Genomic DNA, 23,673 nt, shown 5'->3' with positions numbered 1-23,673 from the left:
CGGACTGCGGCGGCCCTTGCCGACAACCGATCACTCAGCTCAGGGCCTTGGTCAGCAGGGTGGTGATGCGGGATTCGACTTCGGGGGTCATGGACTGGAGGGCGTAGGTGACGGCCCACATGTCGCCGTCGTCGAGGTTGGCCGGGTCGTTGAAGCCGAGGGTGGCGTAGCGGTATTTGAACTTGGCGGCGGGCTGGTAGAAGCAGACGATCTTGCCGTCGCGGCAGTAGGAGGGCATGCCGTACCAGGTTTTGCAGGTGAGTTCGGGGGCCACGGTCTTGATGAGGGTGTGGAGGCGTTCGGCGATCTCGCGGTCAGTGCCGGTCATTTCGGCGATCTTGGCGAGGACGTCCTGCTCGCCGTCGGCCTTGGCGGTCTTGGCCGAGCGGCGGGCGGCGGTCTTGAGTTCGGCGGCGTGGGCCTTCATGGCGGCGCGCTCGGCGTCGCTGAAGCCGACGGTGGTCTTGTTGGTGGTGTTCTGGGTGGTCATGACTGGAATCCTTTGTGAGAGTGGGGAAGTGGTGGAGGGGAGTGGCTAGCGGTCCTGGATGAGGCCCAGCAGGTTGCCGTCGGCGTCGGTGACCGTGGCGACCACACGGCCGCCACCCACCTCGCGGGCGGCCTGATCGACGGTGGCCCCGGCGGCGGTCAGCTCGGCGAGCTTGGCCTCGATGTCGGTGACGTGCCAGTAGGAGACCGGGTAGGTCGCGGTCTGCGCGGTGGCGGGCATCAGGCCGATGTGCTGGCCCTCGACATCGAAACCGACGTAGTAGGGGGAGTCGGTCTGCGGCTCGATACCCAGCAGCGCGATGTAGACGGACTTCGCGGCGGCGAGGTCGGAGACGGGGTGCAGAACGGTCTTGAGGCCCAGCGTGGTCATGGTTTCTCCTGAAGGTCGTGAGTCCGGATCGGCCCTGGTGATCGGGGTGGTTCCGGTGTGCATTCAGCTTCGCCTCCGAGACCCCTCGCCCACATCCGTGCCGACCACGGAATCCACCACGGAGAGAACTCGGTATCCATCCGTACCGTGCGGAGGGCGATCTTGCGGCAGACTTGGGTTCATGGCTGTGACGTCGGAAATCTCCACTCGCGAAGCGGAAGTGCTGGGGCTGGTGGGCGAGCACCTCAGCAATGCCGAGATCGGGGCGCGACTGTTCATCTCGGTGCGCACGGTGGAGAGCCACGTCTCGTCACTGCTGCGGAAACTGGATCTGCCCGACCGCCGGGCGCTGGCCCAGCACGCCGCCGCGACCCGCACCGCGAGCCCGCAGCCCGCGCCCGCGCTGCCGAAACCCTTGACCTCGTTCATCGGCCGCACCCGCGAACGCGGCGAACTGGCCGAGCTGATCAAGACCCAACGGCAGGTGACCGCGGTCGGGCCGGGCGGTGTCGGCAAGACCCGGCTGGCGCTGGCCGTGGCGGCGGAGCTGGCCGCGGACTTCGCCGACGGCGTCTGGTTCGTCGACCTGGTGCCCGTCGCCAGCCCGGATATGTGTGTGGTCGCGGGGACCGTGGCCATGGCCCTCGGTCTCGGCGAGCAGCCGGGCCGGAGCTTCGATCGTGTACTGCTCTCGGCACTGGCCGACCGCAATGCCCTACTGGTGCTGGACAATTGCGAGCACGTGCGCGACGGGGTCGCCCCCTTCGTGGAGCAGCTGCTCGAGGCCTGCCCGGGCATGAGTGTGCTCGCCACCAGCCGCGCCCGGCTGATGGTGCCGTTCGAGCGCGCCTACAGCGTGCCGCCGATGTCGCTTGCGGGAGAAGGCGCTTCGGACGCGGTCGACCTGTTCATGGACCGTGCGACGGCGGGTGGCTGGCCGCCCAACCAAGCCATGCGTGACCAGGTTGCGAGCTTCTGCGAACGCCTGGACGGAGTGGCGCTGGCGATCGAACTCGCGGCCGCCCGCTGGACCAGCCTCGGATTGGACGGCCTCACAGCGGGATTGGACGATCAGCTGCGCATGCTGTCCGGTGGGGCTCGCAGCGATGACCGGCACCGGTCGGTGCGCGCGGCCCTGGACTGGAGCCACGCCCTGCTCGACCCGGAAGACCAGGCGCTGCTGCGCCGGGTGTCGGTCTTCATGACCGCCTTCCCCGTCGACGCGGCCGCCGAGGTGACCGGTGGTGAGAAGGGTGCTGTCGCAGCGGGACTGGCGCGCCTGGTCGAACAGAGCCTGCTCGTGGTGACGGACACGACAACCGGTACCCAGTTCCGAGCGCTGGAGACCATTCGACAGTACGGACTCGAACAACTCGAGGCGGCCGGTGAGGTCGCCGACACCCGCGCCGGACATCTGCGCTGGTGCGTGACCGAAGCCGCGGCCCTGTCGGTGGTGCGCGGCGACTGGCGACCCCGATTCGACACCGCCGCAGACGATTTCCGTGCCGCCCTGGGCTGGGCGGGCGAACAACCGGACCGACGCGCCGACGCCTATCGGCTCACCCGCCATTTCGCGCACCTGCTGTTCGCCCGGCACTTCACCGGCGAATCCCAATGGCGTTTCACGCAGGCCGCCTACCTTGCCGACGACCCGACAGCTGCCGCGGAACTCCTGCGGCACGCCGCCGCGGCCGCCGGATGCCAGGGCAACGGCGATGACATGTACGGGATGTACCGCGCCGCCGCCGAATTCGCCCAGCGGGCAGGCGATTCCGCCGGTGCTTCCACCGATCTGGCCACCGCCGCCGCCTCGGCCCACCGATTCCGGGGCAAGTTCGAGCACCTGCCGCCCCGTCAGGACGTGCTCGGCCTCCTCACCGAGGCGCAACAGCTCACCGCCCCTGCGGAGTCCGACCTAAGCGGGGCGCATGCCCGCGCGGCCATCGCCTTGGCCGAGGCCGTTGTACTCGGCGAGCCGGTGGGCGCGGTGCCCGATGGCTCGAATAGCGGTGTGGGTGAGGCGGTTTCGCTCGCAGAGCGTGCCGTGGAGCTCGCACGCGGCACGCGGGATCCGTTGGCCGAATCTGCTGCACTCGATGCGCTGGCCGCTGCGCAGAGCCGCGCCGGGGAGCTCGCGGCCGCCGCGGCGACGGCTCGGCGGCGGATCCGGTTGTTGTCGACCACTCCGGACAGCCCGATCGCGACCCACGAGCTGATCGATGCGCTGGAGCAGGCTGCCGAATTCGGGCTCGGCGCAGGGGATCTGAGCGGGGCGAGGCGGTGGGGTAGGCAGCTTGCCGAGCATCCGATGCTCGCGGAGGTCGGTCATACCGCCACCAGTCGGCTGCTGGTAGCGGATGCGTTGGCGGGCAATGTCGATGAGGTTCTTGCCCACGGTGCGCGCTTCCTCGAGGCGTGGCAACGCGAGGATCGCCCGGCGCGTTCGGCCCTGGGGGCCGCGGTGGCCGGGGTGCGGATGGTCCACGGTCTGCGCGATGATTTCGACGCCGAACGCGAATGGACCGGTGTGCTACAGCAACTCGGTACGCCCGCCGCCGACGCCGAGGGTTATCAGGCGGTCTTCGACGCGCTGCTGATGCTGCACCACGGCCAGCCGATCGATGCTCTCGAACGCACCGACCTGACACTGGATCAGGCTCGCGCGAGTGTCACCGGTGCCTGGTTCCCCTGGTATGCGGCTCTGCATGCCGAGGCGTCGGCCCTGTCCGGAACCCCGGACGCCCCGGCCGATCTCGCCGCGGCCCGCCTCGCCGTGCTCGGAAACCCGGTGGCCACGGCCATCATCGACCGGGCCGAAGCCCTGCTCGACAAGGACCGTGACCGCTTGCTCGCCACCGCGACCACATTCGATGCCGCGGGCTGCCGCTACCAATCGGCCCGGACCGGCATCCTGGCGGGCGGCGCTGATGCGGCCCGGGCCGAGACCGCCCTCGCCGCACTGGGACTGGCTCCGATGACTGCGCTCGTTCACCTCTGATGGGGTGGCTGCACCGGGCTGCCACCCCATCGCCGCATTCGACGAAAGCTACAGCGCGCCTGGACTACCGACGGCTGAAGACGTCGTCACCGAAGGCGCGCAGGCCGGACTGACCGGCGAAGCCCAAGTGGCCCTTGCCGTCGGAGCCGCCGGTGGTGATGCGCAGCAGGTCCTCGTAGCTGCGCAGCGCGGAATAGTGGTTGTAGGGCGTGTCATTGACGCTGCCAGGTGCGATCAGCTTCGAGTTCAACAGCACCGCGCCGACCTTGCCGCCGCCGGGGTACTGGCCGGGGCCCGTCGGCGGCTTGCCGCCGAGCTGGGCCAGCAGCGGCGGGAAGCCGGGGTTGGCGTTGTCGGGACCGGGCTGCTCGTTGCAGCAGGCGGTCGCGTCGCTGGTGGAGGCTTCGTCGAAGGTGACGACGACGAGCATCTGCCCGTCCTTGTAGGCGGGGGAGTTCAGGATCATGGGCATCCAATGCTTCAGCCACAGGTCGGCGGCGACCAGACCGCCGGTGTGACCGCCCTCCACATTCGTTCCGACACAGGTGGCGTCGTGACCGTCGTTGCAGGTGTTCGGGGTGACCATCGCGAAGGCCGGAGTGCTCTCCTTGCGCGCCAGATCCGCGGCCAGATGACCGCTGAACTTGTCGCCGCTCGCACCGGAGGTCACCGTGCCCATGGGCACGACGTGCTGGGCGCAGTAGTCCGCATTGTCGGTCACGCTGTGGAAGAACAGCGGCGGCACATGGCGGATCGCGTACTGATCGGTCACCGTGGCCTTGTTCGGGAAGGAGCCGTTGGCGACCGGGTGGGCACAGTCGGTGCCGCCCAGCGCATCCGGCGTGCCGAAGTCGCGGGTGGCGTCGTTGCCCATGTCTTCCGCGTACATCCGCCAGCCCGCACGCTCTTTGCGGTCGTCTTCTTTGCGGTCGTCATCGCCGTGGCGGGCGTCGAGCTGGTTGCCGATGGTCTGCACCGCGGCGGGGTACACGCAGCCGCTGCCGTCGACCTGGCCCGGGAAGCGCTTCTGGTCGGCCGTCGGTGCACCCGGGGTGACGTCGGTGTAGGTGGAGGCGAAGGTCTTGGTGTCGGTGATGCAGTCGTTGCCGGACACCGTGTTCGGCGCCTGCCCGGAGATCTGCGCGAGGTAGTTGTCGGTGCTGAAATGCCCGATGGCGTAGTAGTGGCTCAGCAGCTGACCCTTCGGCACCAAGGTCTTGTTCAGGTACGTCGCGGGCGAGTTCGCGCCGAACGAGCTGTCGAAGTCCTCGTTCTCGAGATCGATGACGAGCACATGCTTGATCTCACGCGCCTCGGACGGCTCGGCGGCAGCCAGCGGCTGCCCGGCCAGACCTAGCAGGGCGGCCGAAACGGCAAGTGCGGCAGCTCTGCTCACGGCGGTAGAACGATGATTCACAATTCCTCCAGCTGGTGTGTCGCGGGGATGCTCGCAGCGCCAGGAGAAAGAGAGATGAACGGCCATCGACGCCGATACGCCGAATGAACGACCGTCGCATGCGGCCGGGCTCACGCCCCGGTGGCGAGGAAGGTCTGCAGGCGATCCGCGAAACCCGGTGCGGTGGCCACGAAATGCCCGGCACCGGGGGCTACGACGCGGTGCGCGTCGAGTCTGGCCGCGAGGGCGTCGCACAGCGTCTCCAAGGCCGGAGTGTGCGCGCCCGAGGCAACCAGGGTGGGAATTCCACTGCTCCGCAAGGCATCCAGATCGGGGTGGGCCTGGCTCGGCAGTCGGCCGTGCTGTGCACGCCGGACCGCGGCCGCCGCGGCGGCGGGCAGGGGACCCGGGTCGATGCCGGGTGAGCCGGACAGGACCAGGAATTCGCGCAGGGCGGCCGGATCGGTATCGAGCCCGTCGGTGAGGACCTGATCGCCCAGGCGGCGCAGCCGGGCCACTGCGGGATCGTCGGGGGCGACGAAGTACAGCGGCGGCTCGATCAGCATCAATGATCGTACGGCCCAGGGGTTTTGGACGGTAGCCAGCAGCGTGCCGAGCACCCCGTAGGAGTGGGCCACGACATGCGGCCGGTACTCGTCGAAGACCACCGCGAGATCCTCGGCGTCGATGAGAAAATCCTGCCCGAGGTTCGGCACCGGGGGACTGGGCGGGAAGCCGCGCCGGTACACCAGCAGCAGCGTCCACCGCTCGGCCAGTGAATCCAGCCCGGCCCACGTCGTTTTCGGCCCCGCCCCACCGTGCACCAGTGCGACTTCCGGGCCGTCTCCCCACCGCTGCATCACGAGAGCGTCCACGATCTCAGTGTCTGCCCGGCACCCCGATCCGGTCGAGCGAGACTCTGCTCACAGGGTGGGTCAGCAGCCGGTGCCGGAAGGTTGGCCGCGCAGCGACGGGATGGTGCAGTTCGCCTTGTCCCGGCTGTGTTTCGCGTTGGTGTCCAGGGTGGCGGCGAGGGCGTCGGCGCGGGCTCGGCCCAGGACCGGGCGCGTGGTCAGGGTGGCTTCGACGCGGCTGCCGGGGCCGGAGGTGAATGTGCAGGACAGGGTGGTGGTGCCGTTGCCGGGCATCTGAAGGACGCCGGAGCAGTCCGGGCGCTGGGTGGCGGCACCGTTGATGGTGATGGTCGTCTGATACGACACGAAGATGTCGTCCACCGGGGGCGTGTAGCCGGGAGCCGTGATGGACACGAACGGATGTGGGCTGCTGGTCAGGGTGGAGATGGACGCGCAGGTCGGGCCGCACGGGTTGCTCCAACTGCCTTCGCTGGTGACGTTGGTTTCGGTGTCGGAGGCGTCGTCGAGGGCGCTCACGGTGGGCCGTAGGTCGCTGTAGAAATGTGCGACGTCGTCGGAGCTCATCAGCTCGAGTTGCACGTCGAAGTTCGGGTCGACGATCCGTTGCGGTCGTCCCGAGCTCACGTAGGTGGTGACGGTGTCGCTGACGATGCCCTGGGAATGATGCCCGTCGATGGTCGTCGACGACCCCGGCGTGACCGGTATCCGCTTGTCCGCGTTGGGATCCAGCCGCCAGCCCAGGGTAGAGGGCCGCAGTGCGTCGGCCAGTCGCACGTCGTAGACGCTCGCCGGTTCGAGCAGCTGTTCGCCGTCGGCATTGGTGGCCTGGTCCGCGGTGAATCCGAAGGCCAGCCAGGCGGCGCGGGTGCCGCGCAGGAACGTCTTCCCGTCGATGCTGAGGAAGTTCAGCAGGTTACCGTTGCCGATATCCAGCGTGCCCGAGACGTCACCGGTATTGGTGACGCGCAGATCCAATCCCGCACTCTTGCCGTCCGAGCCGGTGAGGCGTCCGGTGTAGTGCACACCCGGTGCGTTGATCAATGTCACCTGCGCCGTTTGCAATTCGTCCCGCAGCAATGCCTGCGGCGACTTCGCCTCCGGCCGGCTGACCAGCCAGCCCGCGACGGCCGCCACCGCCACCGCGGCCACGACCACCGGAACGAGCCAGGGCCACCAGCGCCGCCGACCGGCGACCTCGACCTGCGCCGCTGTTTGCTCGGCCGGTTCGGTCGCCGAACTGTCCGTCGTCATCCCCCACCCCCCATTTCTACTGCTCAGTCAGGTGATACGACGGCAGCACCCTATAGTCCGGCATTGCCCACGGCAAACCGGATGGGAGGTATTCGTGCGGGCTATGACTGTGCGACGCGACTTTTGGTCACGTCGCACAGGTGGATCCAGGATCAGGCGCACACCTTCACCGCGTCGGCCCGGTTCTGCGCGCTCACCGGCAGCGTGCCCCGGCCGCCGTCCGGCACCATGGCCAGCTGCAACCACTCGGTCCCGCTCCAGTCGTAGATCCCGACCGTCTTCCCGGTCCGGTTCCAGTACGACTTCATCCGGTCCCCGACCCCGCCATTGCCGATATCGTGCAGCACGCAACTGTTGTCGACCTGCACGATCATGCTGCCGGTGCCGCCGGTGCCGTCCCAAGCGCAGAACACGCCACCGGGACAGTCGTAGGCCAGCTGCGCCGAAGCGGGCCCGGCCGCCACCATCGCCCCACCGGCGACGGTCGCGAAGGCCAGCACGGCCGCCCCCACGGCTCCGCGAATCCCCTTGCCCCGCTGAGTAATCGTCATGAATCCTCCCCTTTCCTCGGACCACGGCCTGCTGGCCGCACCCCGACCTTCGCCACGCCCACCAACAATTCACCAACGGCCGACTAACGAGCCAGGTGGCCAAGTCACGGCGCGGGGGGTGGTTATCCTTCGGCCATGACCTTGGTGCTGTTGGCGTTGGCGATCGCGTGCGAGGTGACGGCGACTGTTTCGCTGAAGATTTCGGAGGGGTTCAGCAAATTGGTGCCGTCGATCATTGTCGTGATCGGGTATGGGGCGGCGTTCTACTTCTTGTCGCAGGCGTTGAAGCGGGGGATGGCCATCGGGGTGGCCTACGGGATCTGGTCGGCGGTCGGGGTTGTCGCGGTGGCGACCATCGGGGCGCTGTTTTTGGACGAACACATCACGGCGGTGCAGATCGGCGGGATCGTGCTCGTCATTCTGGGTGTGCTGGCCTTGGAGCTGGGTGGGGCGCACTGACCCAGGATCAATCCTCCACGCGCACTACGTATCCCGCGTCGGCGAGGGCGGTGAGAACCTCGTCGCGGTGGGCGGGCCCGCGGGTCTCGAGGGTGAGCAGGACCTCGACCTCGTAGATGGCCAGCCAGGATTCGGTGCGGGAGTGGACCACGTCCACCACGCTGGCGCCGGTACGGCCCAGCTCGGTGAGCAGGCGGGACAGGCTGCCGGGGCGGTCGGAGATGGTGATGCGGGCGGCGAGGTAGCGGCCCGCGGCGGCGAGGCCGTGGCCGATGACGCGGGTCAGCAGCAGCGGGTCGATATTGCCGCCGGACAGGACGGCGCAGACCGGGCCTTCGAGGGCGAGTTCGGCTGCGTCGCAGGCCATCAGGGCGGCGACGGCCGCCGCGCCCGCGGGCTCGACGATCAGTTTCGAGCGTTCCATGCACAGCAGCAACGCCTTCGACAGCGCCTCCTCGTCGACGGTGACGATGGTCGGAGCGCATTCGAGAATGTGCTCGAAGGGCACCTCCCCGGGCAGTCCGACCGCGATGCCGTCGGCCATGGTGGCCATCTGTTCCAGCGCCACCGGCTTTCCGGCCGCCAGCGATGCTGGCCAGGCTGCCGCCTCGGCCGCCTGCACGCCGATCACCCGGACCTCGGGCTTCAGGCGTTGCAGGGCGGCGGCCACCCCGGCGAGCAGTCCGCCGCCGCCCGTCGGCACCAGTACGGTGCCGACATCCGGTAGCTGGTCCAGGATTTCGAGCCCGCAGGTGGCCTGCCCGGCCACGATGTCGATGTGATCGAACGGATGCACCAGGGTCGCGCCGGTGCGCTCCGCGAATTCCCGGGCGGCGGTGAGGGATTGGTCGATGGTGTCGCCGGTCTGATGCACGGTCGCGCCATAGGCCTTGGTGGCCACCAGTTTCGGCAGTGCCGCACCGACCGGCATGAACACCGTGGACTCGATCCCCAGTGAGGTCGCCGACCAGGCCACGCCCTGCGCGTGATTGCCCGCGCTGGCCGCCACCACCCCGCGCGAGCGCTCGGATTCGGACAGGTTCGCGATGCGGTTGTAGGCCCCGCGTGGCTTGAACGAGCCGGTGCGCTGCAGGTTCTCGCATTTGAGGAACACCTCGTGGCCGGTGCGCTCCGACAACACCCGCGACGCCACCACGGGAGTTCGCCGGATCACCGGTGCCAGGAGGGTCGCCGCCGCCTCGATCCGCGCCATGAGATCCATGGCGGCCATGTTGCCAGGGATTCACCTGACTGTCGCCGGGCGGCGGAAATCAGACACGGCGTGTGACCGGCAATCCCGGGCGCGACCCGCGGCCGGGATTATGTTCACAGCGATCACCGCAGTTCAGCGCCTATTTCTTCGAGAGAGGGAAGCTGTGCCGACGATCGTGAAAGCATTGACGGCCCTGACCGTTTCGGCGGTCGCGGGGCTCGCCCCGCTGTCTGCCCCGCCCGCGCACGCCGAATCGATCGGCAGCTGCAGCGGCGGCGACTTCCGCTGGACCGCCGTCAACGGCGCCATCACCATGACCCCGACCCTGCTCACCTTCACCTCGGTCGGCCGGTTGTGGGGCTGTACCGGCTACCCGGGTATCACCGGCGCGACCTTCACCGGTGAGCACGTCGCGTGGGCGGACTGCATGCATCCCGCCGACGGCCCGCTGACCGTATGGATCAAGTGGGACAACGGCGATGCCAGTACGCTCTGGGGTCCCTGGCCGGTCGGCATGGCCCAGCCCACGGTCGGTCCCATGCAGGTGGTGGACGGTTTCGGGCTCGGCAACTGGGTCCGGGTGAGCGCCGAGTACGAAATGATGACCCCGGAGATGGTGATGGGCTGCCTCGGTCCCGGATTGACCACCGGTCCCGGACGTGTGAATGCCGCCATGATGTGAGCGGGAAAGCTGTCACGCGAAAGATATACGGCTCACGAAATGATCCGGAAACCGAAAAGCAATCCGTGGGGAACGGCTCGTTCCTACCTTGAGCCCACTCACTACATCGGCTTTCGGATCGGAAACCCCCATGACCGATATTGTCACTCCCGCCGCGGCAGCGTCCGCGGCGGAGAAATCCACTCCAGCGTACGACCCCAGGCTCACCAATGATGATCTCGCCCCGCTGAAGAAGCAGACCTGGGGCGCGTACCACATCTTCGCCTTCTGGATGTCGGATGTGCACAGCGTCGGCGGATACGTCACGGCGGGCAGCCTTTTCGCGCTCGGCCTGGCCGGCTGGCAGGTGTTGGCCGCGCTGCTCATCGGCATCACGATCGTATATTTCCTCTGTAATCTGGTGGCCGCGCCCAGCCAGCGTGCGGGCGTGCCGTATCCGGTCATGTGCCGCAGCGCCTTCGGGGTGAAGGGCGCGAATATTCCGGCCATCATTCGCGGTCTGATCGCGGTGGCCTGGTACGGGATTCAGACGTATCTGGCCTCGGCGGCGCTGATCGTGGTGGCGGTCAAGCTGTTCCCGAGCCTCGCGCCGTACGCGGTATCGAAGGATTACGGTTTCCTGGGGCTGTCGCTGCTCGGCTGGGGCGCCTACCTGGTGCTGTGGATCGTGCAGGCCGCCGTGTTCTGGCAGGGCATGGAATCGATCCGCAAGTTCATCGACTTCTGCGGTCCCGCCGTCTATGTCGTCATGTTCTTCCTGTGCGGCTACCTGATCTACAAGGCGGGCTGGGGTTCGATCAACCTGCAGCTGGGTTCGGTCAAGTACCACGGCTGGGATGCCCTGCCGGTGATCCTGGGCGCGATCGCGCTGGTCGTGTCCTACTTCTGCGGGCCCATGCTGAACTTCGGCGACTTCTCCCGCTACAGCAAGTCCATGGCCGCCGTGCGCCGCGGCAACCTGCTCGGGCTGCCGGTCAACTTCCTGGCCTTCTCGCTGCTGGTCGTCATCACCGCGTCGCTGACCATCCCGGTGTACGGCCAGCTCATCACCGATCCGGTCGAGACCGTCTCGCGCATCGACTCCACCTTCGCCATCGTGCTGGGCGCGCTCACCTTCACCATCGCGACCGTCGGCATCAATATCGTCGCCAACTTCATCTCCCCGGCCTTCGACTTCTCGCACGTGAGCCCGCAGAAGATCAGCTGGCGGATGGGCGGCATGATCGCGGCGGTCGGCTCGGTGCTGATCACGCCGTGGAACCTGTACAACAACCCGGACGTCATCCACTACACCCTCGAGGTGCTGGGCGCGTTCATCGGCCCGCTGTTCGGGGTGCTGATCGCCGACTACTACCTGGTCCGCAAGCGGACGATCGTGGTGGACGAGCTGTTCACCATGGCCGAGACCGGAAAGTACTGGTACACCAAGGGATTCAACCCGGTCGCGGTGATCGCCACCGTGGTCGGTGCCATCGCGGCGGTATTCCCGGTGCTGGCCAAGGACGTCTACGGCATGCACACCGCCGCCGAGTACAGCTGGTTCATCGGATGCGGCCTGGCCCTGGTCATCTACTACGGACTGGCCACCCGCACGAAGCTCATGGTCACGGCCTGAGGCACGATCCCTGGCAGCGGTGCCGGCCGCTGCCAGGGATTTGCTGGCAAGTGATAAATGTCCCGGCCCCAATGTGTTTCGAACAACATAATCCCCACGAAATGACGTATTAAAGAGCACAGCGCGAAAATATGCTTTTCGGAAACGTATTAAGTACCGTTGATCTCATGCAGCTCTCCCGGTTCACAGATCTCGGCTTGCGGGCGCTCATGCGCTTGACGGTCAGCAGTGGGGCCGAGGAACGGGTCACCGTCAAACTTATTGCGCGACAGGTAAACGCCTCCGAGAACTATGTCGCGAAGGCGGTCTCGCGCCTCGCCGAACTGGGCTACGTCGAGTCCCAGCGCGGGCGCACCGGCGGGATCTTCCTGACCGAGGCCGGTCGCACCACCACCATCGGCGTCATTGTCCGCCAGCTCGAATGCGATAACGAAGTCATCGATTGCGCGGGCGACAATCCGTGCCCACTCGCGAATGCCTGTCGTTTGCGGGGCGTGCTCGCCACGGCGCAGAACGCCTTCTATGCCGAGTTGGACCGGTACGTGCTCGCCGATCTGGTGGATCAGCGCACCGTGGATCTGCTGCATATGCCGGTATTCCCGGTAGCCGCACTCATCGACACCTAGGAGACCTCATGAGGCCCGCGCCGGATTCTGCCCTCGACAATGCTGTCGAACTGGAACCGGAGCACGCCGAGGTGATCCGCGCGACCCTGCCCGTGGTGGGCGCGCACATCGATCAGATCACCCCGCTGTTCTACTCGAAGATGTTCGCCGCGCACCCGGACCTGTTGCGCGACCGCTTCAATCGCGGCAATCAGCGCCAGGGCGCGCAGCAGAAGGCCCTGGCAGCCTCCATCGCCACCTTCGCCACGCACCTGGTCGATCCGGCACTCCCGCATCCCCGAGAACTGTTGTCCCGCATCGGGCACAAGCACGTCTCGCTCGGCGTCACCGAACCCGAGTACCGCATCGTGCACGAGCATCTGTTCGCCGCCATCGTCGAGGTGCTGGGCGCGGACACGGTGACACCGGAGATCGCGGCGGCCTGGGATCGCGTGTACTGGCTGATGGCAACGACTCTCATCGATTTCGAGCGCGAGCTCTACGACGCGGCCGGGGTCGAACCCGGTGACGTGTTCCGCGAAACCCGCGTGGTGCAACGCCTCGACGATGCGTCCGGGGTGGTGACCTTCGTAGTGGAATCCGCCGACGCGGAACGACCGCTGCCGGGATTCCTTCCGGGACAGTACATCTCGGTCGGCGCTCGGCTGAGCGACGGTGCCCGGCAGTTGCGCCAGTACAGCCTGGTCAACCGTGGTGGCGACGGCCGCCTGGCCTTCAGCGTGCGCCGGGTGCTCGCCGAGGAAAACACGCCCGACGGTGAGGTCTCGTCCTGGCTGCACGACACCGTGCACACGGGCGACAGCCTCGAAATCACCCTGCCCGCCGGTGATCTCACCATCGACACCGAGGCCGGGACGCCGCTCGTGCTGATCTCCGCGGGCATCGGCGTCACCCCGATGGTCGGCATCCTCGAATACCTGGCCGCCGAGACGCCCATGCGTCGCACGGTCATCCTGCACGCCGACCGCTCCACCACGTCACATCCGCTGCGCGAGACCGTCGCCGACCTCGCGACCCGCCTGAGCGATGTCTACCTGCGCGCCTGGTACCGGGCCGACGGCCACGGCCTGCTGGACGTGACCCGGGTCGACCTGCCCGCGGACGCCGACTACTACCTGTGCGGCGGCACCGAATTCCTGCAGTACGTCCGGGCCCAGCTCATGTCCGCCGGAATCCCTTCCGACCGAGTCCATTTCGAGCTCTTCGCACCCAACGACTGGCTGCTGGACGCCGAGCAGACCCCGGTCCCGGCGTAGACCGCGCCTACCGGACCGGATTTCGCGAAGGCGGGCCCAGCTCCCGCCTACGCGGACGCGACCGCAATGGTCGCGAGCACTCCACCCAACCACGGGGTGTAGTGCGCGGGTTCGGCCACGACATCCTCGGCGAGGGTGTCGGGCCGGACCCAGGCGATATCGGCCACCTCGTCCGGATTGGGTTCCGGCGCGGCATGATCGAGCGTCCCGATCAGCACGTGATCGAATTCGAACTCGACGCGCCCGGTGTTCGGGTCGGTCGCCTGATAGGTGAAGCTGCCGACCTCGGTGAGCTCCGCGGTGATGCCGAGCTCCTCCTGCAACCGCTTGGCCGCCGCCTCGACGACCGCCTGCCCCGGCTCGGGATGCCCGCAGCAGGTATTGGTCCACAGCAGCGGGAACCGCGTCTTCACGCCCGCCCGCTGCTGCAGCAGCGCCTGCCCGGCCGCGTCGAACAGCAGCACCGAGAACGCCCGATGCAGCCGCCCGGGCGCGGTGTGCGCCGCCGCCACCGACAGCGATCCCTGCGCCCGGCCCTGCTCGTCCACGAGCTCGACGAGCAGGGTCTCACGGTCTACCGCCGGTCCGGCGGCCGAAACGTCGACGGGGTGAGAGGTGTCAGGTGAGCCGGTCACCGGCCCACCTTATCCGCGGTGATCATCAGGTACTGGAAGCTGCCCTCCTTGTACGAGGTCAGGAACGGCTTCTCGACGCCGGTCGCGAGTTCGGAGTGGGTGCGCAGCTCCCAGTAGGGGATGGTCGCCGGGGTGAGGTCGGTGACCGCGACCGGGACCAGGTTGTTGGCGGCCAGCGCCTTGAAGTACTCGCTGCGCGGATGGATATTGCAGCCGTAGTGGGCGTCGATCCAGCTCACCGACGCGGACCGCGCGCCGAACACGTCATTGGAGCAACCGGTGATGCACACGTAGCGCCCGCCCGGCTCGAGCAGCCGCGAGAACTCCGCGAACAGCTCGAAAAGGTCGACGTACATGGTGGTCTCATTGGTCCAGATGCCTCGCCGCGACCCGGTGTCGAAACCGGTGTCGAGCATGTTCTTGAAGTGGAAGCGCACCTTCTCGCTGACGCCGCGCTCGCGGGCCTGCTCATTGGCGAAACCCACCTGGTATTCGGAGATGGTGACGCCGTCCACCTGGCAGCCGAAGCGCTGATTGGCCATGAAACTGGTGCCGCCGCGCCCGGATCCGCCGTCCATCAGCCGGTCGCCGGGGCGGACATCGCCGAGTTCGTTCAGCAGTAACTCGGCCTGGGCGGTCTCGAGCCGGTGCAGTTCCTTGACCAGACGGTCCTGCCGGGTCTCCTCGGGACCTTCCAGCACCGACAGGTCGGGCTCGCCGATGCCGTAGTGGTGGTGATACAGCCCGTCGACCTCGCCGAGCTTGGTGTTGACGCGGTCATCGTTGGGGTTGTTGTTCCAGTAGGACGCGACCGACTTCTGATATTCGGTCTTCAGAACGGCGTCGGGCTGGGGGTGGAGCGCGGTCATGGCAGGTCATCCTCTCGAATGGGCGATATGACGCTGGAAGTACTGCGCACGGAACAGACGGTGGATCAAGGGGTTTCGTTGTAGCGGCGGCTGTCGGCGTGCCAGGCGCGATTGCCGCCCATCCAGGCCCACAGGCCGGTCAGGAAGCGGAGCAACTCCGGGGAACCGGTGGCGGCGAGCAGGCCCGCCTCGGCCTCGAAGCGATGCACCAGTTCGTCGTGGACCTCGGCGGTGCGCTGCACGGCCTCCTGGCGGGTGCAGTTCTCCTCGGCGGCCAGCACGGTCGGGAGATTGAATTCCCTGCCGTTGGAGAGATCTTCGCGCGCCATGGAGTAGAGGTCGTTGACCATCTGGCTGGCCAGCGCGGCGGTGGTGACCACCCGTCGCACCCGCGGATCGGTGTACTCCGCGGCCGGTAGTTCATAGCCGCCGACCGCGTCGATCGGGGCCATGCAAGGCAGAAAACTGTGCGGCTGCCGGTTGAGCAGGTATTCCCAGACCGGCGGCATCCGCCCGGCGGTCCGCCAGCCGGCCTCCGCACCGAGTGCGATGAACCAGCCCGCGATCTCGGTCCGCAGCCGCGCCACCTGGGTGGGGGTGGCGAACTGCGACAGGTGGTCGAAGGAGGTGCGGAAGGCTCGCAGAATCGGATCGCTCTGCATCGCCTCCTCCACCTTCACCTGGTAGCGGACCGGCAGATGCACCGGATCCATGGCGGCGGCGGCCAATTCGAGCCGCGGCCCAAGCTCGGCCTCGGCACTGGACTGGGAACCGTCCGGCGCGATATCGCTGGCGTCCTCCTCGCAGTAGTAGTCGTCCACCGACCACTCCGACACCGCACACTTCGCCGCCGCCAGCAGCTTGTCCGCGTCGTCGCAGTCCGGATGCGCCAGCATGATCAGCCGCCCGAAGTCCGCCTTACGCAGATCATCCAGCCGCCCCTCGTACAGCCCGATCTGCTCGGCCCACCCGAGAATCCCGACATTCACCGCCTCCGCCAGCACCGGATCGTCCCGCACCGGCGGTGGACAGTAGAGCGCAGGAATCACCGATCCCTTGGCCCGCCGCTCCGACCCGGTCCCGATCCCACTCGGACCGTGCGAGAACCGCCGTGCCGCAGTGGATCCCGAGATTCCGGACGAACCCGACACGGTCCCGGCCGACTGCCGCGGATCCGGCAGTAGTGCCGCGATATCCACCGGGCTCACGCCTTGTGGGGCCGCGGTCACTCCGGTGGCGAGTGCCGCTGTGAGTGCGTCGGCACGGACAACCGTGTCGGCGCGAGCGGCCGGGGGAGTGGGCGCGACGGGTGTGGATCCACCCGGCCCGCCCGCTTTGCGGTTCGCGGAGGAGGTTCCGATTCCACTGGGGCCGTTCGCGATTCGCCGGGGCGGAACGCCGACCGTTTCCTGCGCGGAGTGGGTTTCCACCGGTGGGGAGGGTTGCCATCCCGAGCCGAAAGCGCGGGGGATGGGGCGGAGGGGTTGGGCGGGTGGGGAGGTGGGGGGTTGGGGCGTCGGCACCGCGCCGCCGGCAGGCGACGGCGGACGCGATGCCTGTCCCGCGAGCTCCGTGATCACCTGGGGGTTGGGTAGGTTCACACGGAGGCTCGGGGCCCCGAGGCCGGCGGGGCCGAGTAGCCGTCGGGGGCCGTGCGCCTCGGCGGCGTCGGAGGCGCCGAGGCTCGGATCATCCAGTGCGGCAATTGCTTCGGTTGCCGCGAGCAGGGTCACCGGTGCGGTGGTGTCGAGATTGGTCAGCAGGGCGGCGACGGCCGCCGCCACCTCGGAGGTGGCAGGCGGGGCCGCGGCGCGGGAGAGCACCGACATGGCTGCGCACCCCGCTCAGTCGGACTTGCGGGCGACCAGCACATTGTCGAGAATGCCGAGCGCGTCGGGGACCAGGACGGCGGCCGAGTAGTAGCAGCTGACCAGGTAGGAGATGATCGACTGATCATCGATGCCCTTGAAGCGGACATTGAGGCTGGGCTCGTACTCGTCCGGAATTCCGGTCTGGTGCAGGCCGATCACGCCCTGATCCTTCTCGCCGGTACGCATGGCCAGGATCGAGGTGGTCTGGGTGTCGCTGACCGGGATCTTGCCGCACGGGAAGATCGGCACCCCGCGCCAGGCGGGCACGCGGTGGCCGTCCACCTCCACCGGGTCGGGATACAGTCCGCGCTTGGAACATTCGCGACCGAAGGCGGCAATCGCCTTGGGGTGGGCCAGGAACAGCTTGGTGCTGCGCCGCATGGACAGCAGTTCGTCCATATCGTCCGGGGTGGGTGCGCCGGACTCGGAGTAGATGCGCTGCTTGAGGTCACAGTTGTTGAGCAGACCGAAGTCCGCATTGTTGACCAGGTCGTATTCGCGGCGCTCGTAGAGGGCCTCGATGGTCAGGCGCAACTGCTGCTCGATCTGATCCATCGGGTCGTTGAACAGATCGGCGACACGGGTGTGCACCCGCAGCACCGACTGCGCCAGGCTGAGCTCGTATTCGCGGGGCTGCGAGTCGTAGTCGACATAGGTGCCGTCGAGGACGGGCTCACCGGAGTGGCCGGAGGAGATGACGATCTCGGCCTCGCCGTACTTGTTCTGCGGCAGCGCCGGCGCCTCGGCCACGGCGGAAAGGTGTTCCGCCAGTGCCGGAATGTTCTCCGAGAGCTGGCCGAGTGCGGCGCGGCTCAGCACCAGGATGGTGGTGGGTGTGACGGTCTTGATGGTGACCGGCCAGATGGCATCGGGATCGGTGAGGGTCTCGTCGCCGAAGAAGTCACCGCCGCCGAGCATGCCGAGCTTGGTGGTCTCGCCGTACTCGCCGGTGCCGATCTTGGACAGCTTGCCGTGCACGATCAGCAGCACCTGGTCCATCGGGTTGCCGAATTCGGCGACCACGGTGCCGGCGGGCAGATCCCGCTGTTCGAAGCGTCCGGCCACGGTGGCCAGGATCTCCTCGTCGTCGAAGCCGCGCAGCTGCGGCAGCTCCTGCAGTTCGAGGGGGATGACCCGGGCGTGCGGGCCGTTGATGATGTACTCCACCTCGCCGTTGCCGACGGTGTGGGTCAGGCGGCGGTTGACCCGGTAGACACCACCTTTCACCTGGCTCCAAGGCAGGGAGCGGGTCAGCCAGCGCGAGCTGATGCCCTGCATCTGGGGTTCGGACTTGGTGGTGTGCGCGAGCTGGTGGGCGGCAGCGGTACTGAGGGTTTTGCGCTGGCCGTTTTCGGTTTGCAGGGGCATTTCGATGGTCATGCTGCGGTCCTCACCTCGAAGGGCCACCGCGACTGAGGGCGGTGGAGTCCACGGCGAAACAGCAGGCCGGGTCAGGGCCTGCGTGAGTTAGACAAGTGAGTGAATTGACATGCGCGACAGTGCGTTCCAGCGCTACCGATGGTAGAACTCCGGCCACCTCGACGTACCGAAATGCCAAAACATGATGCCTGGAATGTTGCTGTATCGCGTAAACCCCGAACGGCCGGTTTGCTTTGGCCTGCATGGTTCGTCCCGTGACACCCGATCCGTCCGTCTCCTGGCGTGTCGCCCGCATGGTGCTGGTCACAGCGCCAGCGCAGTAGGGTGGTGCTATGGCAAGCTCATCGGGACGCGTCGGGGCGGGTGACGCTGGTCAAGGCCAGGAAAAGTCTGGGAGTGAAGCCGTGAAATTCAATACGAGGTCCGTCGTGGGTCCGATCGAGCGATTGGTCGCGACCGCACAGAACGGACTCGAGGTGCTCCGGTTCGGGGGACTGGTGCACGAGATCGAATCGTCGCCCTACGAGGTGGTGGAGCGCAAGCGGATGTACCGCCTGCGGCACTACTTCCCGGACGACACCGTCGCCGATCGTCCGGTCGTGGTGCTGGTGCCGCCGATCATGGTGACCGCCGAGATTTGGGACGTGAATGCCGCCGACGGGGCGGTCGGCATTCTGCACGAGGGTGGAATCGACTGCTGGGTGGTCGATTTCGGCTCACCCGCCACCGAAGAGGGTGGCATGGACCGCGACCTCGCCGACCACGTGCTGGCCGTCTCCAGTGCCATCGACTCCGTCACCGAAATCACCGGGCGCGCAGTGCATGTCATGGGGTACTCGCAGGGCGGCATGTTCGCCTACCAGGTCGCGGCCTACCGCGCCGGTAAGGGTGTCGAGTCCATCGTGACCTTCGGCAGCCCGGTGGATGCCGTGGCGGGCATGCCCTTCGGGCTGCCGCACGGGCTGGTCTCCGATGCCGCCGACTTCCTCACCGACCATGTGCTCAACCGGCTGCCGATCACCGATTCCATGGTGCGCCTTGGCTTTCAGGCGCTGGACCCGGTCAAGACCGCGCGCGCCCGCATCGACTTCCTGCGCCAGCTGCACAACCGGGAGGCGTTGCTGCCCAAGGAACGGCAGCGCCGCTTCCTCGAGGCCGACGGTTGGCTCGGTTACCCGGGTCCGGCGCTGACCGACCTGCTGCAACAGTTCGTCAAGCACAATCGAATGATGCTGGGCGGGTTCGTTATCCGCGATCAACTCATCTCGCTGGCGGAGATCACCTGCCCGATCCTGGCCTTCGTCGGCGAGGTCGACGACATCGGCCAGCCCGCCGCCGTGCGCGGCATCGTGCGGGCCGCCCCGAACTCCGATGTGTACGAAGCCAGCATTGTCGCAGGGCATTTCGGGCTGGTGTCGGGCTCCACCGCGACCCGCCAGACCTGGCCGGTGGTGCGCGACTGGGTGAACTACCTCAGCGGCCGCGCCGAACTGCCCGCGCAGGTCGAGCGCATGAGCACCGAGGTGGTGCGCAACGGTCCGCGCACCGGGATCACCCGCGCGGTGCACGCGCTGGGCAGCCTCGCCGAGGCGGGGACCAGCCTGGGCAAGACCATCGAGGGCGTCGCCGGGCAGACCCTGCGCGGCACCGTCGAACTCACCGGCGAGGCCGCCCGCGCGCTGCCGCGGCTGACCCGCCTGGGCATGATCCAGCCGCACACCCGAATCTCGTTGGGCCGCTTGCTCGCCGAGCAGGCGCGGCGCGGACCGCAGCGGGAATTGTTCCTGTTCGACGACCGCGTGCACACCGCCGAGGCGGTCAACCAGCGCATCGACAATGTGGTGCGCGGGCTGATCTCGGTCGGCGTGCGCCCGGCCACCCGGGTCGGCGTCGTGATGGAGACCCGGCCCAGCGCGCTGGCCGCCGTCGCCGCGCTGTCGCGGCTCGGTGCGGTCGCGGTGCTGCTCGCGCCCGGCAGCGAACTGACCAAGGTCGCGGAGCTGACCGGAGCCAAGCTGCTGCTCACCGATCCGGAGAACCTGGCCAATGCGGCCGCCACCGGGCATCGGGTGCTGGTGCTCGGCGGTGGCGATGCGCGTGGCCTCGACATTCCGGCCGGGACCGATGTGGTCGACATGGAGCAGATCGACCCCACCGTGGTCACCCTGCCAGCCTGGTACCGGCCCGACCCGGGTCTGGCGCGCGAGCTGGCCTTCATCCTGGTGACGGGTACGGGCGACAAGTTCGACGTCAAGTACGTCACCAACCACCGCTGGGCGCTCTCGGCCTTCGGCACCGCCTCTGCTGCGGACCTGGGCCGCCACGACACCGTGTACTGCCTTGCGCCGCTGCACCATTCGTCCGGGTTGCTGGTGAGCCTGGGTGGCGCGGTGGCGGGCGGCAGCCGGATCGCGCTGGCCCGCTCGCTGGATCCGGCGCGCTTCGCCGAGGAGGTGCACCGCTACGGCGTCACCGTGGTCACCTACACCTGGACCATGCTGCGCGACATCCTCGACGCGGACACCTTCCCCAATGGGCACCCGCACCCCATCCGGCTGTTCATCGGCTCGGGTATGCCGCGCGGGCTGTGGCGGCGCACCCAGGAGCGGTTCGAACCGGCCCGGGTGCTGGAGTTCTACGCCTCCATCGAGGGAGATGTGGTGCTGGCCAACGTCTCCGGCGTCAAGGTCGGCTCCAAGGGGCGTCCGGTGCCCGGCACCGCCAAGGTCGAGTTGATCGGCTACGACCCGCTGACCGACGAGATCCAGGTCGAGGACACCGGTTTCGCACGTCGCTGCGCCGACAACGAGGTGGGGCTGCTGATCGGCACCGTCTCCGACGCGGTCGAACTGTCGGCGGGCGGGCTGCGTGGAGTCTTCGCCCCCGGCGACTCCTGGATGCCCACCGAAAACCTCTTCCGGCGAGACCCGGACGGCGACTACTGGCTGATGGACCGCCGCGACACCGTCATCCCGACCACGCGCGGCCCCGTCTACACCCAGCCGATCGTGGACGCGCTCAACGACATCACGGCCGTCGACATGGAAGTGGCCTTCGCACTCCCGGCCGGTGACCGCGTGCTCGCGGTGGCGGCCGTCAGTGTGCGCGGCGGCTTCACGCTTGCCCCGAAGGATGTCACCGAAGCGGTCCGGGTCCTGCCCGCCGACCAGCGGCCCGACATCGTCTACGTCGTCGACGACATCCCCCGCAGCTCCACCTACCGTCCCTCCACCCGGGCCGTCCAGGCCGCGGGCCGTTCCGAACCCGACGACAACACCTGGTGGTACAACCGCGCCATCGAGTCCTACGAGGTGCTCACGCCGGAACTCGCCGCGCGCCTCTTCGCCTGACCGGCAGCCCCCGGACAGGGCAGCACCGATGACCGATTCGATGACCAATCCGTAGGGCTACTGCGGGGCGCTGACGGATTGTTAGAGTGCGCTGCTGTCTTGTTCGGGGTGGCGGGGTTTTCGATGTCGAGGGGATCGGGTGGGGATGAAGCGCGTGTTCGTGGCGGCCACGAGCGGGGCGGCGGCCGTCGCGATGGCGACCGGGGCGGCGGGTGCCGTACCCGGTGAAGTGAGCAATGGCGATCCGAATGTGGTTGCTTCGCAGCAGGTTCGGCAGCTCGCGGTCGGCACCGATATCGCGGCGGGGCGATGGGTGCTCACGCCGCCCGCGGCCGGAATCGCTTGCTACTGGGGCTATGTGGCGTATCCGGGCCACGACGCCGACGGCAAACCGTATGCGCCGTGGACCGATACCGTCCGCGTGGTCGGGCCCGCGGGCTGGACGGGGCAGTTCGATGCGAGCGCGTTGATCGAGACCAACTGCTACCTGCAGCGCGCCGAGGGCTGAGTCGCCCGGGTCAGCGCGGGGTGTGCTCGGTGTCCAGCGCGTCGGTGCGCGCCATGTCCAGGAGTCGTTCGGCCTCGTCGACCAGATGCAGCAGATACTCGCGGATGCTGGGGAATTGCTCGGTCATCAGATAGGACGGCCATTGGAGCACCCGGCCGGAATCGTCGGTGCCGATGACCCAGGCTCGGGGCCCGTCCTCGATGCTGACCGCGAGCGGGGTGAGATCGAGGCGCACCGAAACCGGTTCGCCGGTGGCGGTTTCCAGCCGTTGCGCGGCCACCCGGGCCTTGGCGACGGCCGCGCGCCAGCGGCCGCCCTCCTGGAGTTCCGCGACACTGAGCAGGTCGACGGCGCCGAAGCCGTTCACCGAATGGGCGACCGGGGCGAAGCTCGGCCAGCCGTCGGTGCACGAGAGCAGCAGCCGGTGCTCGGCCGGGAGGGGCAGTTCCCGCGTCAGTGCGTCGATTCGGTCCGCGCTCGCGCCCGGGTCGCAATCCGGTCCCGGAGCTGGCAACCAGATCGGGCGGATGGCCCGGAAGGCCCGGCGTGACTCGCCCAGTTTCGCCACGATCTCCGGGATGCCGGGGCTCTCGGGGGTGATCGGTCGCCGCCAGGCGCGGCCGTGCGGACCGTGGGACTCGCCGTCCAGCCAGTTGGTCTCGTTCTCCAGCTCGCAGCGCAGCCAGGTCTCGACGGTGTGGAAGACCGCGTTCGATCCGGAGCTGAAGTCGCGGACCTGCCCGGCGACATGGTCCGGGCCGTCGGTCATGACGACGAACGCCGTGGAATGGGAGTACTCGCAGATCGGCACCGCGTCGGCGGGATCGGCGGGCCAGCCGAACATCGTGTCCCCGGCCGTCTCCGCGTAGATCTCGATCATCTCCTGCGCCGAGCCCCAGGCGGCGGACCGTCCGATATCGGCCGTGCCCAACAGGTTCCGGCTCCCATCGAATTCCGGCCACCCGTCGGCCACCTCCAGCAGCTGCCGGTGGACCGGGTCGAGCCGACGGCCCAGCCGTTCCTCGGCGGCGGCCAGATCGGCCTCCGAGGCGCCGGGCCGGGGCCGCGTCGGCGGCGCGTACAGCTCGGGCATCAGGCGGGCGCGGCGCTCGCGCTGCGCGATGAAGCCGTCGATCAGTTCCGTCAGGACCCCGGTCAGGTCCACGCCACCCGTCATCTCGATCCCCGCTGTCGTCGCGCCGCGATGTTTGCTAGAAGTATGCTGCATGACCGGATCGGGCGTGCCGGTTGGTCCAGA

The 23,673-nt window shown here is 68.1% G+C and carries 20 protein-coding genes; 8 read left to right on the top strand and 12 right to left on the bottom strand.

Annotated elements, in window-relative coordinates; translation table 11 throughout:
- Window positions 1-34 precede the first annotated feature (34 nt).
- Window positions 35-490 (bottom strand): iron chaperone, encoded by a 456-nt coding sequence (locus tag ACYVN4_RS44780; RefSeq protein ID WP_460730353.1) that lies wholly within the window; start codon window positions 488-490, stop codon window positions 35-37.
- A 45-nt stretch (window positions 491-535) separates the two neighbouring features.
- Window positions 536-880 (bottom strand): VOC family protein, encoded by a 345-nt coding sequence (locus ACYVN4_RS44775; protein WP_460730351.1) that lies wholly within the window; start codon window positions 878-880, stop codon window positions 536-538.
- A 181-nt stretch (window positions 881-1,061) separates the two neighbouring features.
- Here ACYVN4_RS44775 and ACYVN4_RS44770 point away from each other — a divergent pair, with 181 nt between their 5' ends.
- Window positions 1,062-3,878: an ATP-binding protein gene (locus tag ACYVN4_RS44770; protein WP_460730349.1), complete on the top strand. Its 2,817-nt coding sequence runs from the start codon at window positions 1,062-1,064 to the stop codon at window positions 3,876-3,878.
- Between the two features lie 64 nt (window positions 3,879-3,942).
- On the opposite strand, the gene ACYVN4_RS44765 is transcribed toward ACYVN4_RS44770, so the two are convergent.
- The 4 genes from ACYVN4_RS44765 to ACYVN4_RS44750 form a co-directional block, all read right to left on the bottom strand.
- Window positions 3,943-5,274, bottom strand: a complete 1,332-nt coding sequence (locus ACYVN4_RS44765; RefSeq protein ID WP_460730347.1) for an alkaline phosphatase family protein — start codon at window positions 5,272-5,274, stop codon at window positions 3,943-3,945.
- Window positions 5,275-5,405: 131 nt separating this feature from the next.
- Entirely contained in the window at window positions 5,406-6,149 is a 744-nt protein-coding gene (locus tag ACYVN4_RS44760; protein ID WP_460730345.1) for an alpha/beta fold hydrolase, read from the bottom strand.
- A gap of 60 nt (window positions 6,150-6,209) precedes the next feature.
- Entirely contained in the window at window positions 6,210-7,400 is a 1,191-nt protein-coding gene (locus ACYVN4_RS44755; protein ID WP_460730344.1) for a hypothetical protein, read from the bottom strand.
- A 152-nt stretch (window positions 7,401-7,552) separates the two neighbouring features.
- The gene (locus ACYVN4_RS44750) at window positions 7,553-7,951 is read right to left on the bottom strand and encodes a peptidase inhibitor family I36 protein (protein WP_460730342.1); all 399 of its coding nucleotides are present in this window, start codon (window positions 7,949-7,951) and stop codon (window positions 7,553-7,555) included.
- 135 nt (window positions 7,952-8,086) lie between these two features.
- Between ACYVN4_RS44750 and ACYVN4_RS44745 the strand changes: the two genes are divergently transcribed.
- Window positions 8,087-8,410 carry a DMT family transporter gene (locus ACYVN4_RS44745; RefSeq protein WP_460730340.1) on the top strand — a complete coding sequence of 108 codons (324 nt, stop codon included), beginning with the start codon at window positions 8,087-8,089 and terminating at the stop codon, window positions 8,408-8,410.
- Between the two features lie 7 nt (window positions 8,411-8,417).
- On the opposite strand, the gene ilvA is transcribed toward ACYVN4_RS44745, so the two are convergent.
- Window positions 8,418-9,632, bottom strand: a complete 1,215-nt coding sequence (gene ilvA / locus ACYVN4_RS44740) for a threonine ammonia-lyase (protein ID WP_460730338.1) — start codon at window positions 9,630-9,632, stop codon at window positions 8,418-8,420.
- A 154-nt stretch (window positions 9,633-9,786) separates the two neighbouring features.
- Here ilvA and ACYVN4_RS44735 point away from each other — a divergent pair, with 154 nt between their 5' ends.
- From ACYVN4_RS44735 to ACYVN4_RS44720, 4 genes are all read left to right on the top strand, one after another.
- Entirely contained in the window at window positions 9,787-10,305 is a 519-nt protein-coding gene (locus ACYVN4_RS44735) for a hypothetical protein (RefSeq protein ID WP_460730337.1), read from the top strand.
- A 130-nt stretch (window positions 10,306-10,435) separates the two neighbouring features.
- Entirely contained in the window at window positions 10,436-11,920 is a 1,485-nt protein-coding gene (locus ACYVN4_RS44730; protein ID WP_460730335.1) for an NCS1 family nucleobase:cation symporter-1, read from the top strand.
- A 167-nt stretch (window positions 11,921-12,087) separates the two neighbouring features.
- Window positions 12,088-12,546 (top strand): RrF2 family transcriptional regulator, encoded by a 459-nt coding sequence (locus ACYVN4_RS44725; RefSeq protein ID WP_460730333.1) that lies wholly within the window; start codon window positions 12,088-12,090, stop codon window positions 12,544-12,546.
- An 8-nt stretch (window positions 12,547-12,554) separates the two neighbouring features.
- Window positions 12,555-13,802, top strand: a complete 1,248-nt coding sequence (locus ACYVN4_RS44720; RefSeq protein WP_460730331.1) for a globin domain-containing protein — start codon at window positions 12,555-12,557, stop codon at window positions 13,800-13,802.
- Between the two features lie 47 nt (window positions 13,803-13,849).
- On the opposite strand, the gene idi is transcribed toward ACYVN4_RS44720, so the two are convergent.
- The 4 genes from idi to ACYVN4_RS44700 all read right to left on the bottom strand — a co-directional run bounded on the left by idi (window position 13,850) and on the right by ACYVN4_RS44700 (window position 18,557).
- A complete protein-coding gene (gene idi / locus ACYVN4_RS44715; protein ID WP_460730329.1) occupies window positions 13,850-14,437 on the bottom strand; it encodes an isopentenyl-diphosphate Delta-isomerase in 588 nt (195 codons plus the stop codon).
- Window positions 14,434-15,306, bottom strand: a complete 873-nt coding sequence (locus ACYVN4_RS44710) for a geranyl diphosphate 2-C-methyltransferase (RefSeq protein ID WP_460730327.1) — start codon at window positions 15,304-15,306, stop codon at window positions 14,434-14,436. Before ACYVN4_RS44710 ends, idi begins: the two co-directional genes overlap by 4 nt.
- Window positions 15,307-15,371: 65 nt before the next feature.
- The gene (locus ACYVN4_RS44705) at window positions 15,372-17,135 is read right to left on the bottom strand and encodes a family 2 encapsulin nanocompartment cargo protein terpene cyclase (protein ID WP_460730325.1); all 1,764 of its coding nucleotides are present in this window, start codon (window positions 17,133-17,135) and stop codon (window positions 15,372-15,374) included.
- A gap of 15 nt (window positions 17,136-17,150) precedes the next feature.
- Window positions 17,151-18,557, bottom strand: a complete 1,407-nt coding sequence (locus ACYVN4_RS44700; RefSeq protein WP_460730323.1) for a family 2B encapsulin nanocompartment shell protein — start codon at window positions 18,555-18,557, stop codon at window positions 17,151-17,153.
- Between the two features lie 404 nt (window positions 18,558-18,961).
- On the opposite strand from ACYVN4_RS44700, the gene ACYVN4_RS44695 reads away from it, so the two are divergent.
- Window positions 18,962-21,907, top strand: coding sequence for an AMP-binding protein (locus ACYVN4_RS44695; protein ID WP_460730321.1), 2,946 nt, complete (start codon window positions 18,962-18,964; stop codon window positions 21,905-21,907).
- A 145-nt stretch (window positions 21,908-22,052) separates the two neighbouring features.
- Window positions 22,053-22,415 carry a hypothetical protein gene (locus ACYVN4_RS44690; RefSeq protein WP_460730320.1) on the top strand — a complete coding sequence of 121 codons (363 nt, stop codon included), beginning with the start codon at window positions 22,053-22,055 and terminating at the stop codon, window positions 22,413-22,415.
- A gap of 10 nt (window positions 22,416-22,425) precedes the next feature.
- On the opposite strand, the gene ACYVN4_RS44685 is transcribed toward ACYVN4_RS44690, so the two are convergent.
- On the bottom strand, window positions 22,426-23,643 hold the full coding sequence (locus ACYVN4_RS44685; protein WP_460730318.1) for an SMI1/KNR4 family protein: 1,218 nt from the start codon (window positions 23,641-23,643) through the stop codon (window positions 22,426-22,428).
- Window positions 23,644-23,673: the final 30 nt, after the last annotated feature.

It is taken from the genome of Nocardia heshunensis (assembly GCF_054782115.1).
This window is presented reverse-complemented; position numbering and strand designations above follow the sequence as displayed.

Coding starts and splice junctions, on each gene's coding strand:
- ACYVN4_RS44720 (WP_460730331.1), top strand. CDS start 12,555: ATGAGGCCCGCGCCGGATTCTGCCCTCGACAATGCTGTCGAACTGGAA.
- ACYVN4_RS44730 (WP_460730335.1), top strand. CDS start 10,436: ATGACCGATATTGTCACTCCCGCCGCGGCAGCGTCCGCGGCGGAGAAA.
- ACYVN4_RS44710 (WP_460730327.1), bottom strand. CDS start 15,306: ATGACCGCGCTCCACCCCCAGCCCGACGCCGTTCTGAAGACCGAATAT.
- ACYVN4_RS44775 (WP_460730351.1), bottom strand. CDS start 880: ATGACCACGCTGGGCCTCAAGACCGTTCTGCACCCCGTCTCCGACCTC.
- ACYVN4_RS44780 (WP_460730353.1), bottom strand. CDS start 490: ATGACCACCCAGAACACCACCAACAAGACCACCGTCGGCTTCAGCGAC.
- ACYVN4_RS44750 (WP_460730342.1), bottom strand. CDS start 7,951: ATGACGATTACTCAGCGGGGCAAGGGGATTCGCGGAGCCGTGGGGGCG.
- ilvA (WP_460730338.1), bottom strand. CDS start 9,632: ATGGATCTCATGGCGCGGATCGAGGCGGCGGCGACCCTCCTGGCACCG.
- ACYVN4_RS44755 (WP_460730344.1), bottom strand. CDS start 7,400: ATGACGACGGACAGTTCGGCGACCGAACCGGCCGAGCAAACAGCGGCG.
- ACYVN4_RS44690 (WP_460730320.1), top strand. CDS start 22,053: ATGAAGCGCGTGTTCGTGGCGGCCACGAGCGGGGCGGCGGCCGTCGCG.
- ACYVN4_RS44745 (WP_460730340.1), top strand. CDS start 8,087: ATGACCTTGGTGCTGTTGGCGTTGGCGATCGCGTGCGAGGTGACGGCG.
- ACYVN4_RS44700 (WP_460730323.1), bottom strand. CDS start 18,557: ATGACCATCGAAATGCCCCTGCAAACCGAAAACGGCCAGCGCAAAACC.
- ACYVN4_RS44705 (WP_460730325.1), bottom strand. CDS start 17,135: ATGTCGGTGCTCTCCCGCGCCGCGGCCCCGCCTGCCACCTCCGAGGTG.
- ACYVN4_RS44725 (WP_460730333.1), top strand. CDS start 12,088: ATGCAGCTCTCCCGGTTCACAGATCTCGGCTTGCGGGCGCTCATGCGC.
- ACYVN4_RS44685 (WP_460730318.1), bottom strand. CDS start 23,643: ATGCAGCATACTTCTAGCAAACATCGCGGCGCGACGACAGCGGGGATC.
- ACYVN4_RS44770 (WP_460730349.1), top strand. CDS start 1,062: ATGGCTGTGACGTCGGAAATCTCCACTCGCGAAGCGGAAGTGCTGGGG.